Origin of the sequence: Streptomyces sp. NBC_00523, assembly GCF_036346615.1 — a bacterium.
In the GTDB taxonomy this organism is placed as follows: Bacteria; Actinomycetota; Actinomycetes; order Streptomycetales; family Streptomycetaceae; genus Streptomyces.
The window spans coordinates 6446293-6461230 of the sequence record NZ_CP107836.1 but is presented as its reverse complement, the minus strand read 5'-3'; the positions used below and the strand labels follow the sequence as shown (position 1 = coordinate 6461230).

Sequence of the window (14938 nt, the reverse complement as noted above, 5' to 3'; positions counted from 1 at the left end):
CTCCTCGGTCCGCTCCTCCTCAGTCCGCGCCTCCTCAGTCCGCGCCTCCTCAGTCCGCGAAGACCGCCGTCTCGTACACCCAGGGGCCTTCGTGCCGGACGAAGCGGCTCTTCTCGTGCAGGGAATCGGCGCGCCCGCCCACCGTGTAGTGGGCGCGGAAGGTGACCGTGCCGGTGGTGTGGAAGGCGCTGCCCTCCGTGGTCTCCAGGATCTCCAGGCCCTGCCAGCGCTGCCCCGGGTCGAAGTCGAGGACGTCGGGGCGGTGGTCCGGGTGCCAGGTGCGCAGCAGGTACCCGGCGTCCCGGACGACGAAGGCCGCGTACCGCGACCGCATCAGCGCCTCGCACGTGGCCGCCGGGGCCCCCGCGTGCAGCCGGCCGCAGCACTCGGCGTAGGCGGCGGGCAGCCCGCAGGGGCACGGCGAAGCCGCGCTGATCTCCGGGAGGGGGGCGGTGCGGGGGCTCGCGGCGGACGGGCGCCGGGAGCGGGAGGTGCGTCGGGACATGGGTCCATTGTGACGTGCGCGGATGCGCGGGCCCGACGGAGGGCTCGTGGCGCGGCTCAGGTCAGCAGGAAGTCGGCCTGGCCGGCCTTGGCGCCCTGGATGAATGCGGCGATCTCGTGGTGGGTGTAGATGAGGGCTGGGCCCTCGGGGTCGGCGGACTGGCGCATGGCGATTCTCCCGTCGGCCAGTTTCATGGCCTCGACGCAGTTGCCGCCGTTGCCACCGCTCCAGGGCTTGTACCAGCCTTCGGAGCCGAGGTCAGCGGCGGGCATGCCGTTGTATATGGGTGTCATCACAGCTCCTTGCGGAAGTCCCGGAGGAGTTCCTTCGTGCGTTGTGCAGTCGCGGCCTGGGCCGCCATGCGGTCCATGACCTCGAGGTAGGAGGCCACCTCCGGTCGCGCGTCGAAGTAGACGGCCCCGGTCAGGTATTCGCTGTAGACCATGTCGGGCAGTTCGGGGACGGCGAACCGGAAGAGCACGAACGGTCCGTACGTCCCCGGGTGGTGACCGGTGGAGAACTCCGCGATCTGCAGGGTGACGTTGGGCATCGTCGTCGCTTCCAGGAGCTTGTCCACCTGGGCGCGCATGATCTCGACGCTGCCCACCGGACGGCGCAGAACGGTCTCGTCCATCACCACCCACAGGCGTGGGGCGTCCGGTCGGGTCAGCAGGGACTGCCGTTCCATCCGCAGCGCCACATGGCGCTCGATGTCCTCCGGCCGGGTCTGGCCGACGGCTCCGGTGCGCATCACCGTCCGCGCGTAGTCCTCGGTCTGGAGCAGTCCGGGGACGAAGTGCGGCTCGTACATGCGCAGGAGGCTCGCGGCCCCCTCCAGGCTGACGTACATGCTGAACCAGTCCGGCAGCACGTCGTGGAACCGCTGCCACCAGCCCGGCCTGTTGGCCTCCTCGGCGAGCTCGACGAACGCGTCGTTCTCCGCGTCGGAGATCCCGTATGCCTTCAGCAGCGCCTGGACATAGGGGATCTTGAGCGCGACCTCGGCCGTCTCCATCCTGCGGACCGTCGCCGCGGTCACGCGCAGCACCTTGGCGGCCTGGTCCCGGCTCAGGCCGGCACTCTCCCGCAGTTCCTGCAGACGCTTGCCGAGAACGACCTGGCCCACGGTCGGGGCGGACCGCGGTTCGCTCACTTCAGACCTCCCCCATGCGCTGTATTTGGGTGCAGTGTGCCATGCGCCTGCCGTCAAAGACACAGCCACTCTGGAATTTTCAGAGTGCCCCTTGCCAAGTGTTCGTGACAGGTAGAGAGTTGGGGTGCGAAACCAGTTGACCTGTCGCGCCCTCGGCCTTTTCGAAGATCGCGAAGCGTGACGCAGCCCCCACTGTGAGGATTCGGTCGTGGCACCTGGCAGTGCGCTCATCCCCCGGCTCGTGGAGACCGGCCCGGGGACCGAAGCGCTCCGGTACTGCTTCGCGCTGCCCGCGCATCCCGAATCGGTCGCCACCGCCCGGCGCCTGACGAAGGCCCGGCTCGGCGAGTGGCGCACCGGCGGCGACACCCTCGACGCCGCGGTCCTGATCGTGTCCGAACTGGTCACCAACGCGGTGGTGCACACCACCAGCGCACGGGTGCTGTGCGAACTGCGGTGCCTGGACGGCCGGCTGCGCGTCTCCGTGCAGGACCAGGGGCACCAGCCGGACGGACCGCGCCTCGGCAGATGCGCGGACGACGAGCACGGACGCGGCCTGCTGCTCGTCGACTCACTGGCCCGCTCCTGGGGCTCGCGCGACGCCGGGGACGGCTCGGGCCGCATCGTCTGGGCAGAACTGCCGCACGGCTCGGAGCACTCATGTTGAAGAACGCCATGAACCACTTCCTCGGACACCGCCGCTCCCGCGAGCCCGCCGGCTCCCCCGGCGGCCGGGTCCAGCTGCCGCTGCCCACGACCCTCTCGGCGAGCCTCGGCTACGACGCGGTCGGCGTCCCCGCGCGCCACGGCTTCCGCCTGATGTCCCATCTGCCGCGCACCGGCTGCGTCTTCGCGGACGGCGAGCGCTGGTGGTGGATCGTGCCGGCCGGTTCCGACCTCGACCTGGACTGGCCCGAGCAGGTGGCGTACGCGCGCGGGGCGTGCGTGCCCGCGGTACGCCCCCGGCTCATCCACCAGCCCGACAGCCGCACGCCCTACACCCCGCCCATCCCGCTGTTCCTGATGGTCTGCCAGGTGACGGGCGTGACGCCGTCCTGGACCCAGGCGTACGGTCCCCGGGCCGTCTCCGCTCCCTGAGCCGGGCGGCGTCCCGGCCGCTCCCCACCCCGGTCACCCTGCGTTGTCAGTGGTCGGTTCTACTGTGGAACCACTGATCGAAACCCGTGGAATACGGGGTCAACGGGTGTGAAGGGGGCGGGCCGGTGCGTGCTGTGGAGCCTTTCGAAGGCGGTGCGTCGCAGTCCGGGGAGACCGGGACGGCCGAGGACACGTTCGTCTTCCCGGACGGCTGGCGGCGCCTGGTCCATCCCCGGCGCGGGGGCGTCCCGAGGACACCGGCCCGGGTGAACGGGAAGCTGGTCGAGGCGGTCGCGGAGCGGACGGCCGAGGAGCACGCCTGGATCCAGGAGTATCTGGACGCGCCGCGCAGCGACGCCGCCCTGGTCGCCGAGGTCCGGCGCCATTTGGACGGGGAGCCCTCCCCCGCCGGAGCCGCTGCGGTCGCGGCGATGGTCGGGATGTACGCGCCACCCGGGAACGCCTGGGCGGACAGCTGGGTGCGGCTCCACGGGCTGCCGTTCGCGGCCCGCGCCGCGGTGGAGCTGTTCATGATCGAGCCGCACTGGATGCAGAGCGGCGCCCGCCGCTCCGACGCATGGCTGGAAAGGCTCTCCCGCGCCCGGGGCACCCGCTCGACCGAGCACCGCCGCCAGGCCGCCGACCGGGTCCGGTGCCTGCTCGCCGCCGCCGACGACGCGACGTACCGGGCCACCGTCGACGCGCTCTCGGCCTCCCGGACGGACCCGCACCGGAGGATCGTCGCCGCCTACCTGGCGCCGAGCGAGGCGGACTGGGTCGCCGCCCTGTGCGCGGACCCGGAAGCGACCCGTGAGCGGGACGCCGGTCTCGTCTCCCTGATCCTCTGCACGCTCGGCTCACCGGACCAGGCGTCCCGATTCGCCCGGGTCCCCGGCTTCGACCGGAGCATGAACACGATCGCCACGGCCGCCGAGGGCATCGGCAACATGCTGGCCCCGCTCCTCGCCGAGGACCTGGAGAAGGGCTACTTCCACGGGGAGGCGCGGCGGCAGCTCGCCCAGGCGCTGGCCGAGTTCCCCACGGACGACGCCTTCCGCGCCCTGCTCGCCCTCGCGGACAACAAGCAGGTCCGCCCGGCCCTCCTGGACGCGATGGACCGCTGTCCGGCCCGCGCGCTGCGGCTGCTCGCCGCGGACGCCGGCGCCGGGACGGGCGCCCCGGCGGCGTCGGCGTCCGGCCTGCTCCGCACGCACATCGCGGGGCACCGCCCCCTGGTGGAGCGGGTGCTGCCGACGCTGGACGATGACCTCGCGGCCGTCGTGGAGCCGCTCCTGAACCCGGCCGGCCGCCTCGCGGACGCACCTGCCGACGCCCTGCCGACCGTGCTCACCGCGCCACCGTGGACCCGGGAGCGCCCCAGGGCACGCCCCGTCAGCGTCACCGGTCTGAAGCCGGACGACGGGAAGGCCGTTCTGTGGGAGGCCGGGGAGCGTGAGGCGTGGGCGGCCACCAGCAGCTGGTACACCCGCCGCGAGGCGGTGGACGACTGGGAGCAGACGCTCGACTCGCTGCGCTACGGGCTCGACGCGGCGGACCTGCGCCCTGCCTGGGTCTACGTCCACGGGCCCGAGGAGCGGGTCGCGCCGCTGCTGGACGACTGGGACCCGGTCGATGTGTGGGACGCCGCCGACACGCTGAAGCCGGTGGCCGCCCGCTTCGGCCTCGGCGCGCTGTCCTTGCTGCTGCGCGTCGTGCCGCGCCGCCCCAGCTCACTCGCCCCGCTGCTGATGCCGTACGTCGACGCGCGGGTCGCCCGGCTCATGGCCGACTGGGCGGTGCGCCTCAAGTCCGCGGCCGCCGTCGCCCGTTCCTGGTTCGAGCGGCACGGCGTTCGGGCGGCGCCGCTGCTCGTGCCGGACGCGGTCGGCAGGGCCGGGGCCGCGCGGCGCGCCGCCGAGCAGGCGTTGCTGCTGATCGCCGGGCTGCACGGCGACGCGGTGGTGCGCGAGGCGGCCGAGGGGTACGGCGCGAAGGCGGCGGCCGCGCTGACCGGGCTGCTGGCCGCGGATCCGCTGGAGCGGGCACTGCCGACCGTCATGCCGGAGCTGCCGCAGTGGGCGGACCCGGTGCTGCTGCCGCAGATCGAGGTGGCGTCGGGCGGGGCCCTGCCGGCGGATGCGGTCCGCCATCTGCTGACCATGCTCGCCCTGTCCGCGCCCGGCGAGCCGTACCCGGGGCTCGCCGAGGCGATGCGGGCCGTGGACGCGGCCTCGGCGGCCGACTTCGCCTGGGCGCTCTTCGAGCAGTGGCGCGCCGCCCTCCTGCCTGCCGAGGGGGCGTGGGCACTGCACGCCCTGGGTCTGCTGGGCGACGACGGGACGGTGCTCCGGCTGACCCCGGTCATCCGCGCCTGGCCCGGCGAGAACGCCCATCACCGGGCGGTGGAGGGGCTCGACGTCCTGGCGGCGATCGGCAGCGACGCGGCGCTGCTCCAGCTGCACACCCTCGCGCAGCGCGTGAGGTTCAAGGCCCTGAAGGCGCGGGCCACGGAGAAGATCGCCGAGGTGGCGGCGGGTCTCGGTCTGACGGGCGAACAGCTCTCGGACCGGCTGGTCCCGGACCTCGGGCTCGACGCGGACGGCTCCACGGTCGTGGACTACGGCAGCCGCACGTTCACCGTGGGCTTCGACGAGCAGTTGCGGCCCTGTGTCCGGGACGGCGACGGCAAGCTCAGCAAGGACCTGCCGAAGCCGGGCGCGCGGGACGACGCGGAGCTGGCCCCGGCCGAGCGCAAGCGGTTCTCGGCCCTGAAGAAGGAGGTGCGGGCGATCGGCTCCGACCAGGTGCGCCGACTGGAGGCCGCCATGGTGACGGACCGCTCCTGGACGGCACGGGAGTTCACCGAGCTGTTCGTCGGCCACCCGCTGGTGTGCCACCTGGTGCGCCGGCTGGTGTGGCTGAGCGAGGCGGACGGGGTGACCACGGCGTTCCGGGTGGCGGACGACCGCGGTTTCGCCGCCGTCGGGGGCGAGGTGTTCGCCCTGCCCGAGGAAGCGACCGTGCGGCTCCCGCACCCGCTGCGGCTGGGCGAGGCGGTGGCCGCCGCCTGGTCGGAGGTCTTCGCGGAGTACGCGATCGTGCAGCCGTTCCCCCAGCTCGGGCGCCGGGTGTTCGCGCTGACCGAGGAGGAGGCCGCCGGTCACCGCCTGGGCCGCTTCGAGGGGATCAAGGTGCCCACGGGCAAGGTCCTCGGCCTGGAACGATACGGCTGGCGGCGCGGCAATCCCGAGGACAACGGGGTGGAGCGCTGGATCTCCAAGCCGCTGGGCGACGACTGCCACCTGGTGATCGCCCTGGACGGGGGCATCGCGGTCGGCGCGGTCGAGGTCTACCCCGAGCAGACCCTGGAGACCGTCTGGCTCGACGTCGAACCGTCCGACTACTGGCACAACCGCCCGCACGACCTGCGGTTCGACGGCTTGGACCTGGTGACCGCGTCCGAGCTGCTGGCCGACCTGACCGCGCTCACGGGGGCCGCCGTGTCATGACCCCGCGGCCCCCAGGTACGCCAGTCCCGGGTGGGCCTTCACATAGCCGTCCACCAGGCGGTGGGCGACGGAGACCGAGTCGACCAGGGGGTGCAGGGCGAAGGCCCGCACCGCGTCCGCGCGGGATCCGCTCGCCGCCGCGTCCAGCACCGCGCGCTCGACGGCCTTCACCGAGGTGACCAGGCCCACCGCGTGGTACGGCAGGGGGTCGACGGAGACGGGGCGGGCGCCGTTGGCGTCGACCAGGCAGGGGACCTCGATCACGGCGTCCGCGTCCAGCACCGAAAGGGTGGACCGGTTGCGGACGTTGAGGATCAGGGTGGTCCGCTCGTCGCGGGCGATGGCCCGCATGAGGGCGAGGGCGACCTGTTCGTAGCCGCCGGATTCGAGGTCGCTCTCCTCGCGCTCGCCGGCCCCGGCGACGTCCCGGTTCTCCGACATGTAGGTGGCCTCGCGCTCCGCCCGGGTGCGGTCCCAGGTGGCCAGGGCGGGGGTCGCCGGGTCCTTCATCCGGCCGTAGAAGCCCTCCTGCTGCTCGCGGAGGAAGGCGCCCCGGGTCTGCGCCGCCTCCTGGTAGGCACGGACCGCCTCGCGGTTGAAGTAGTAGTAGTGCAGGTATTCGTTGGGGACCGCGCCCAGCGAGCGCAGCCAGTCGGCGCCGAACAGCCGCCCCTCCTCGAAGGAGCCCAGCAGCCCGGGGTCGGCCAGCAGGCGCGGGAGTTCGTCGCGTCCGCCGACGTACAGCCCGCGCACCCAGCCGAGGTGGTTCAGCCCCACGTAGTCGACGCGGGCCAGGTCCGGGGCGGCGCCGAGGACGCGGGCGATGCGGCGGCCGAGGCCGACCGGCGAGTCGCAGATGCCGATGACGCGGTCGCCGAGGTGCCGGGACATCGCCTCGGTGACGAGCCCGGCCGGGTTGGTGAAGTTGATGACCCAGGCGTCCGGGGCCAGCCGGGCGATGCGCCGGGCCAGGTCGACGGCGACGGGGACGGTGCGCAGCCCGTACGCGATGCCCCCGGCGCCGACCGTCTCCTGGCCGAGGACGCCCTCGTCCAGCGCGACGCGTTCGTCGGCGGCCCGGCCCGCGAGGCCGCCGACCCGGATCGCCGAGAAGACGAAGTCGGCGCCGCGCAGCGCCTCGTCCAGGTCGGTCGTGGCGTGGACAGCGGGGGCGTCCGGGATGGACCCGGCCTGCTCGGCGAGGACCCGGGCCACGGCGGTGAGCCGGTCGGAGTCCGTGTCGTAGAGGGTGACGGCCGTGACCCGGCCCTCGGCGTGGTCGGCGAGCAGCGCCCCGTACACGAGTGGAACCCGGAATCCGCCGCCGCCCAGAATTGTCAGCTTCACGCTTCCGCATGGTACGTGGGGCGGCCCGGTGGCGAGGGGCGTCGCCGCCCCGCTCCACCGGGCCACCCCGGGATCGCTCCGGTGTCAGTCGCCGTTCCACCAGCGGGTCACGACGCGCCAGAGGCGGGCGGGTCCACCGGGCTTGCGCTGGCGCGGGACCCGGCCGGACAGCGCGTCCGCCGATCCGTCGACCGTCGCGGTCGCCCCGGCCGGGGCGGCGGCCGACGGCGCGTGGGGCCCGTCCAGGGGGGCCCGGACCGGGGTCGGGGCGGTGTGCCGTACGGCGGACTGGACCTCCCAGTCCTGGCGGGCCGCGTTGGGCCTGCCCATCGCCGGCGGCTCCCGGTCGTCCTGCGGGGAGCGGGGGGCGAATTCGGCGGGGAGGTCCACCAGGTGACGGCTCATGAAGTTGCCGACCCACTGCAGTTCGCGCTCGTCCACCGCGAGTTCGAGGTCGGGCAGCCGCATCAGGAGGGCGTCCACGCCGACGTCGGCGATGGCGCGGCCGATGTCCTGTCCGGGGCACTCGTGGGGGCCGCCGCTGAACGCCAGGTGCGAGCGGTTGCCCTCCATGTTGGCGGTCAGGTCGGGGCGGACCACGGGGTCGGTGTTGGCCGGTGCGATGCCGACGATCAGGGCGTCGCCCGCCTTGATGTGCTTCCCGCCCAGTTCGGTGTCGCCGACGGCCCAGCGGCCGAAGACGGCGGTGAACGGGGGCTCGTCCCACAGGGTCTGCTCGACCGCCTCGGGGACGGTCATGTGGCCGCCGCTGAGCCGGGCCCGGAAGCGCGGGTCGGTGAGGACCATGCGCAGCACGTTGGCGATCAGGTTGGCGGTGGCCTCGTACGACGCGATCAGGATGAGCCGCAGGTGCTCGGCGACCTCCTGGTCGTTCATGTTCGCGGGGTGCTCGACCAGCCAGGTCGCGAAGTCGTCGGCCGGTTCGCGGCGGCGGCGCTCGACCAGGCGGGTGAGCGCTCCCACCACGTAGGCGTTGCTCTGGACGGCGGTGGCGGTGCCCTTGATCATGTCGCGGGCCGCCTCGACCATCCGGTCGTTGTACTCCTCCGGCATGCCGAGGATGGCGCACATGACCATCATCGGCAGCCGTTCGGCGAACTCGGCGACGAGGTCGGTGCGGCCCTCCCGGCAGAAGCCGTTGACGAGCCGGTTGCTGTACCGGTTGACGTGGCGCCGCACGCCGCGCGTGTCGATGCGGGCCATGGAGTCGGTGACGGCGCCGCGCTGGCGTTCGTGGGTGGCGCCGTCGGCGAAGACGCAGATCGGCTGCCAGGTGAAGATCGGCGCCAGCGGGTGGTCGGGGGCGACGCTGCCGTCCTGCAGGGCCCGCCAGCGGCGCGAGTCGCGGGAGAACTGCGAGGGCGTACGGGTCATGTGCATGTTCTCGCTGTGGCCGAGGACCAGCCAGGCGGGCACGTCGCCGTGCAGCAGGACCGGGGCCACCGTGCCGTGTTCGGCGCGCAGTTTCTCGTACAGGCCGTGCGGGTCCTGCTCGGCCTCGGGGCCGTAGAGCCGGCGCAGGCCGCCGGGGCCGACGCTCAGGCCGTGGGCCGGGCACTCGGGGGGCGGGACCTGGCCGTGCTCGTAGGGGAAGGGGCTTGTCACGATCGCTCCAGGGGTCGGGCCGCGAGGGCCGGACGGTCGGGGGCGCGGTGGGGACGCGCGGAACGGGTTCGGAAGGATTGCGGGGTCAGCCGATCGGGAGGGCGAGGCCGTGCAGATAGCGCATCAGGGTCATCAGCACATCGCGGCTGGAGCCGCGCAGCCGGGCGTCGCAGTCGATCATCGGGACCTCTTCCGAGAGGTCCAGGGCGCCACGCAGCGCCTCGACGGGGTACTTCGGCGCCTCGGGGAAGGTGTTGATGGCGACGACGAACGGCACCCCCCGCTCCTCCAGGCGCCCGATGACGTCGAAGCTGGTTTCGAGGCGGCGGGTGTCGATGAGGACGACGGCGCCGAGGGCACCCTCGAACAGGCCGTTCCAGAGGAACCAGAAACGTTCCTGGCCGGGGGTGCCGAAGAGGTAGAGGACCAGCTCCTCGCTGATGCTGATCCGGCCGAAGTCCATGGCGACGGTGGTGGCGGTCTTGCTCTCCACGCCGAAGTTGTCGTCCACGCCGACGCCGTCCTGCGTCATCGTCTCTTCGGTGGTCAGGGGCCGGATCTCGCTGACCGAGCCGACCATGGTCGTCTTGCCGACCCCGAACCCGCCGACGATCACGACCTTTACCGCGGCGGTGGCCGTGGTGGGCAGGACGTCCTCGCTGCGGGGGCCCGTGATCGTGTCAGAGTTTCTGAAGTCCATGCATCACCGCTTCGAGGAGGGACCGGTCCGGGAGGGTCGCGCGGACGATCGGCGCGCGCGATTCGATCAGACCGGTGGCGAGGAGTTCGGTGAGGAGCGAGGTCACCACGCTGAACGGCAGGCTGAGATAGGCGGAGAGTTCGGCGACCGATAACGGGGCCTGGCAGAGCCGGAGGATCACGGCCTGTTCGGGCTGGACCGTCGGGGACGGCTCCGACTTCGAGACAATCATCGTGACCAGGTCGAGCGCTGCCCGCTCGCTGCCGTCGGGATCGCCGGTGATGACGTAGAGCCTCTCCGGATCGCTCAGCGCCGGGTCGGCCTTGCGGCGTTCTCGTCGGGGAGAATTCATCCGGCCTGCCCGTCGTGGCGGGGCGGGCTCGTGAGGTGGCCGCCGATGCGTACGACCATGTCGCGCATCCGCGCCCCGACGTGCCCGGCGTCCACCGTCTCACCGGCGAGCACCGCGAGGTAGGCGCCCGCGCCCGCCGCCATCAGATAGAAGAAGCCGCCGGTGACCTCGATGACGACGAGCCGCATCCGGCCGTCGCTGTACGGGATCTCGGAGGCGACGGCCGCCGCCAGGCTCTGCAGACCGGCGCAGGCCGCCGCCAGCCGGTCGGCGACATCGGGGTCGCCGCCGTGCTGGGCGATGCGCAGTCCGTCGGCGGAGAGTACGACGATCTGGTGGATGTCCGGGACGTCGTCGGCGAGTTCCTTGAGCATCCAGTCCATGTTGCCCCGCTGCTGGATCACCGCTGATCTCCCTTGTCCCACGCGTCGTCAGAGTCTTCGTCCGCCCTGGGCTCCTGGGGCACGCCGTTGGCGGCCTTGGTGAACGCCTCCAGCCAGATGCCGGGGGGCGGTTCCTTGCTGTTGTCCTGGCCGTAGCCGTGGCCGTTGGTGCGGCCGGCGGTGGGGTCGGCGGCCTGTGCGGGGAGGTTGTGCGAGCCGAGCGGGGCGCGGCCGCGGCTGCGGCGCTGCGGGAGCCCGCCGGAGGTCCACTCGGTCACGATGGGCACGTCGTCCTGCATGGCGACGGCCGGGGTGGGCGGGGCGGCCGGGCGGGGCTCGGAGACCACCGGGCCGGTCGCCGGGCGCGCGGCGACGGGGCTGGGCTTGCGGCGCTTGCCGCGGGGCGGCACGACGTGCTTCATGTCGGCGAGGTCGATGTCGCTGGTGGGCCGCGAGGTGGCGCCGATGCCGTGGGCGATGCCGGGGGCCGGGCCGGTGGTGATCATGGCGCGGGGCACGATGAGCACGGCGCGCACGCCGCCGTACGCGGACTGGCGCAGCGAGACCTGGAGGTCGTACATCCGGGCCAGGCGGCCGACGACGGCCATGCCGAGGCGCGGGGACTCGCCGAGGTCGTTCATGCTGGATCCGGCCTGGGCCCTGGCCAGCATGTTCTCGGCGCGGGCGCGGGCCTCCTCGCTGAGGCTGACTCCGCCGTCCTCGATCTCGATGGCGATGCCGGTCTGCACCTCGACCGCGGTGACGTGCACCCGGGTCTGCGGCGGCGAGTAGCGGGTGGCGTTGTCGAGGAGTTCGGCGCAGGCGTGGATGAGCGGTTCGACCGCGGTGCCGATGATGGCGACCTTGGCGATCGAGTGCAGATCGATGCGCGGGTACTCCAGGATGCGCGACATGGCGCCGCGCAACACGCTGAACAGCGGTACGGGCTTGGGCCACTGGCGGCTGGGGCGGGCGCCGCCGAGGACCGCGATGGAGTCCGCGAGGCGGCCGATCAGGGCGGTGCCGTGGTCGATGCGGAGCAGGTCGTCGAAGACGTCGGGGTTGCGCCCGTGGTGCTCCTCCATCTCCCGGAGCTCACTGGCCTGACGGTGGACGATCGCCTGGACGCGGCGGGCGACGTTGACGAAGGCGCGCTGTGCGGAGTCCCGGGTCGCCTCCTCGTTGTCGATGATGTCGAGCACCGTGTAGACGAGGGAGCGCTGGGAGTCGGGCAGGTGGCGGTAGACCGGGTCGGAGTCCACCACGTCGCGCAGCACCTCGTCGGGCGAATTGCCCACGCGCAGACGGTGGATGGCGGACGGCAGCAGCTCCTTGCTGATGCGGACGGTCTCTTCGTCATGGTCGGCGATGCGCCGTTCCAGGGCGGTGACGCGCTGTTGGTACTCGGCGTTGCGGCGGCGGATCGTCCGGCCGCGCCGCGCGATCTCCACGGCGAGCGCGGTGACCACGACGGTGGCGAATGCTCCGCACCAGACGACTGGTATCCGCGCGGGCTCGGCAACCAGCGCCGCCGCGGCGGCGGTTGCTCCCGCCATCACGACGACGGGAAGCAACAGGGCGCGGGCGACGGGGGCTTCCCTGCCGGCCGGCGGTGATTCAACACGGGCCATCTGAACCTCTGGCGGTTGATTCGGGATGTATTCCGGAGATTCGGCGCTTGCCTGAACATAGAGAACAAGCGCGCGAATTCATCTCAACTCGGCTTCACTGCGCGTGAGCTTAGTCAGATCGAATCAGCGCTTTCGCACATTCCTCCAACCCCCTGCGCGAGCGCTCCCGCGGTAGTACGCTCACGAGTTTTTGCACGCACCGCCTTCAGGCGTGTGCGGGGAGTGACGGGGCGGAGGAATAAGGAAGAATCGCCCCGCAGGGCGAGAGATGGGCACATACGAACGAAGGTGCCCGTACGAGTGATGCCGGGCGGGGTCAGCTACCGGCGGGCGCCGCCGATGCGCCCCTCCAGTTGGACCAGGAGCTCGCTGAGCTGGGCGCTCAGCCGGTCACGGGACTCGGGGTCGAGCCCGGAGAGCACCGCGCGTTCGTACGCCAGCTGCCGGGGCAGCAGTCCGTCGACCAGGTCGCGGCCCTCGTCGGTGAGGCGGACGTAGGCGACCCTGCGGTCGCGCTCGTCGCCGCGCCGGGCGATCAGGCCGCGCTCCTGGAGGACGCGCAGCCGCTTGGTGACGGCGGCGCCGGAGGAGAAGGTCTCCCGGGCCAGTTCGCCGGGGGTCAGTTCGCGGTCGGTACGGCGTACGGCTCCGAGGAGGTCGAACTCCGGGCGGGTCAGCCCGGCCGCCCGCAGCGGGGCGTCCTCGGCCTGCTGGAGCAGCGCGGAGCAGCGGTTGATCCGGCCGATGAGCTCCATGGGCCCGGTGTCGAGTTCCGGGTTCACGGCCTGCCACTGCCGGACCACCGAGGCGACGATGTCGTCGGTCACACCGCTCCGTTCTCCTGGGCGGGGGCGCTCCACCCCTGCCGTTGTGCTGTCGCCGCGAGCGTACGGTGTCCGGCCTGCTCGGCGGCGAGCACCGCCTCCCGCGCCAGGGCGGGCTGCCACCACTCACCGGCCGCGGTGTCGTCCGCCTCGCGCAGCTCGACCAGGCTGCCGGTGAGCTGTCGGCGGGCGGCGTCCAGGGCGGCGGGCGCGGGCTCCGGCGCGGCGAGGGTCCGCACGGCGTGGGCGCGGGCGCGTTCGGCGTCGGCCAGCGCGCGCTCGACGCGGCCGGTGGCGCGGCGGTTGGTGACCAGGACGGCGGCGAGGAAGCCGACGCCGGCCCCGATCACGGTGTCGAGGACCCGGTCGCCGATCAGCTCGCCGGCCGGGTGGCTGCCCGCGTACTCCAGGACGAGGAGGGCCATCGGGGTCACGGCGACGGAGCCGAGCCAGTAGTTGCGGGTGATCAGCGCCTCGGCCGCGAAGGCGAAGAGGAGGCAGAAGCCGATGAGGGCGAGCGGGGTGGCGCGGGCGGCCGGGAGGACGGCGGCGAAGACCAGGACGCCGATGAGGTTGCCGAGGGTGCGCTGGAGCGTCCGGTTCCAGGAGAGCGTGACGTTGGCCTGGTAGAGGGAGGCGGCGGTGACGAGCGCCCAGTACGGACGGCCGACGCCCACCGCCGAGCAGACGTACCCGGCCAGGGCGCAGCCGACGAGCGTGCGGGCGGCGACCGGGAGGAGCGGGGAGCCGGGGGCGAGGCCGCGCAGCAGCGTACGGAACGAGCCGCGGCGGGCGGTGCGTTCGGCGTCGAGCCCGAAGAGTTCGGCGCCGGTGCCGGGGGCGGGCGGCGGGGTGGGCACGGGGCCCCGGGCGCGGGTGCGCCGGGCCCACTCACGGAGCCGGCCGGCGTCGGCGGGGTCGGGGGTGCCCGCGAGGACCGAGGTCTCGGCGTGGACGACGAGGCGTTCGAGGGCGCGGCGGGCCACGGTGGGGCGGCCGGCGGCGAGGAGGGTCTGCCAGGCGGCGTGCACGGCGGCGACGGCGGCGCGGCGGGTGGCGTGGCCCGGGTCGGCGGCGTGCGCGGCGGCGGCGTTGAGGGCGCGGGCGGTGGCGCGGCGTTCGGGGCCGTCGCGGCGGACGAGCGCGGGGGCGACGACGGCGACGAGCCAGGCGACGGCGCCCGCTCCGAGGGTGAGGGCGAGGTGGCCGGGGACCTGGGCGAGCGTCTGGGGGACGAACAGCGCGGCGGAGCTCACGAAGGTGAAGATCACCGGTCCGGGCGGGCCGATCCGGGTCGCGTCGCAGAGCAGCTTCTGCCCAGCGGCGAGGAGTGCGCCGACCGCGATGAGCACGGCGGTGGAGGTGGTGAGCGAGGCGACGACGAGGGAGGTGCCGAGGCCGGCGGTCATGCCGAGGACGACCCCGGCGACGGTGCCGGCGCGGCGGGCGTACGGGAGGTTGTGGCCGTACAGCGCGCAGAGCGAGCCGGCCATCGTGTACATCACCAGGTCGAGCCGGCCGAGGGCGAGGAGCACCAAGTTGGGTATCGCGGTGGCCACGACGACGCTGGTTGCGGGCTTGAACCACATGTCGGACGGCCGGTTCAGGCGCAGCGGGCCGGTCAGCGGGAGTCTGCGGACGGCGGGCCTGGCGGACCTGATGGTTGTATCGCTCACTCATTCACTTTAACAGGTATTACACAAGTAAAACACCTGGATCGAAACCGGTCCCGGGGATCAGCGTCCCCGGAGGCACCCCCGGACACAGCGCCGCCCGCGCTCCTCCGGTGAGGGGCGCGGGCGGGCAGGCG

14 protein-coding genes are annotated in these 14938 nt (G+C 73.1%); 3 read left to right on the top strand and 11 right to left on the bottom strand.

From position 1 onward, the window contains the following. Positions 1-49: 49 nt before the first annotated feature. The 3 genes from OHS17_RS29155 to OHS17_RS29145 are packed head-to-tail and all read right to left on the bottom strand — an operon-like array spanning position 50 to position 1658. Complete coding sequence (locus tag OHS17_RS29155) at positions 50-505, bottom strand: YchJ family protein (protein WP_330314559.1); 456 nt, start codon at positions 503-505, stop codon at positions 50-52. Between the two features lie 56 nt (positions 506-561). Continuing rightward, a complete protein-coding gene (locus tag OHS17_RS29150) occupies positions 562-798 on the bottom strand; it encodes a DUF397 domain-containing protein (protein WP_018100225.1) in 237 nt (78 codons plus the stop codon). Further along, positions 798-1658 (bottom strand): helix-turn-helix domain-containing protein, encoded by an 861-nt coding sequence (locus tag OHS17_RS29145; RefSeq protein ID WP_330314558.1) that lies wholly within the window; start codon positions 1656-1658, stop codon positions 798-800. The genes OHS17_RS29150 and OHS17_RS29145 overlap by 1 nt, the downstream gene beginning before the upstream one ends. Before the next feature lie 208 nt (positions 1659-1866). On the opposite strand from OHS17_RS29145, the gene OHS17_RS29140 reads away from it, so the two are divergent. The 3 genes from OHS17_RS29140 (at position 1867) to OHS17_RS29130 (ending at position 6265) form a co-directional block, all read left to right on the top strand. Beyond that, positions 1867-2325 carry an ATP-binding protein gene (locus OHS17_RS29140; protein ID WP_330314557.1) on the top strand — a complete coding sequence of 153 codons (459 nt, stop codon included), beginning with the start codon at positions 1867-1869 and terminating at the stop codon, positions 2323-2325. Beyond that, on the top strand, positions 2319-2756 hold the full coding sequence (locus OHS17_RS29135; RefSeq protein WP_330314556.1) for a hypothetical protein: 438 nt from the start codon (positions 2319-2321) through the stop codon (positions 2754-2756). The genes OHS17_RS29140 and OHS17_RS29135 overlap by 7 nt, the downstream gene beginning before the upstream one ends. Positions 2757-2890: 134 nt before the next feature. Next, entirely contained in the window at positions 2891-6265 is a 3375-nt protein-coding gene (locus OHS17_RS29130) for a DUF4132 domain-containing protein (protein WP_330314555.1), read from the top strand. Here OHS17_RS29130 and OHS17_RS29125 read toward each other — a convergent pair. From OHS17_RS29125 to OHS17_RS29090, 8 genes are all read right to left on the bottom strand, one after another. After that, positions 6260-7612, bottom strand: a complete 1353-nt coding sequence (locus tag OHS17_RS29125) for a 6-phospho-beta-glucosidase (protein ID WP_330314554.1) — start codon at positions 7610-7612, stop codon at positions 6260-6262. The two genes, OHS17_RS29130 and OHS17_RS29125, sit on opposite strands and share 6 nt — an antisense overlap. Positions 7613-7696: 84 nt before the next feature. Beyond that, positions 7697-9238 carry a cytochrome P450 gene (locus tag OHS17_RS29120; protein WP_330314553.1) on the bottom strand — a complete coding sequence of 514 codons (1542 nt, stop codon included), beginning with the start codon at positions 9236-9238 and terminating at the stop codon, positions 7697-7699. An 85-nt stretch (positions 9239-9323) separates the two neighbouring features. After that, entirely contained in the window at positions 9324-9938 is a 615-nt protein-coding gene (locus OHS17_RS29115; protein ID WP_330314552.1) for a GTP-binding protein, read from the bottom strand. Then, positions 9919-10290 carry a DUF742 domain-containing protein gene (locus tag OHS17_RS29110; RefSeq protein ID WP_018100233.1) on the bottom strand — a complete coding sequence of 124 codons (372 nt, stop codon included), beginning with the start codon at positions 10288-10290 and terminating at the stop codon, positions 9919-9921. The genes OHS17_RS29115 and OHS17_RS29110 overlap by 20 nt, the downstream gene beginning before the upstream one ends. Continuing rightward, entirely contained in the window at positions 10287-10694 is a 408-nt protein-coding gene (locus OHS17_RS29105) for a roadblock/LC7 domain-containing protein (protein ID WP_018100234.1), read from the bottom strand. Before OHS17_RS29105 ends, OHS17_RS29110 begins: the two co-directional genes overlap by 4 nt. Next, positions 10691-12304: a sensor histidine kinase gene (locus OHS17_RS29100; RefSeq protein WP_330314551.1), complete on the bottom strand. Its 1614-nt coding sequence runs from the start codon at positions 12302-12304 to the stop codon at positions 10691-10693. The genes OHS17_RS29105 and OHS17_RS29100 overlap by 4 nt, the downstream gene beginning before the upstream one ends. Positions 12305-12624: 320 nt before the next feature. Beyond that, positions 12625-13131: a MarR family winged helix-turn-helix transcriptional regulator gene (locus OHS17_RS29095; RefSeq protein ID WP_018100236.1), complete on the bottom strand. Its 507-nt coding sequence runs from the start codon at positions 13129-13131 to the stop codon at positions 12625-12627. Continuing rightward, complete coding sequence (locus tag OHS17_RS29090) at positions 13128-14804, bottom strand: FUSC family protein (protein ID WP_330314550.1); 1677 nt, start codon at positions 14802-14804, stop codon at positions 13128-13130. The genes OHS17_RS29095 and OHS17_RS29090 overlap by 4 nt, the downstream gene beginning before the upstream one ends. Between the last annotated feature and the right edge of the window lie 134 nt (positions 14805-14938).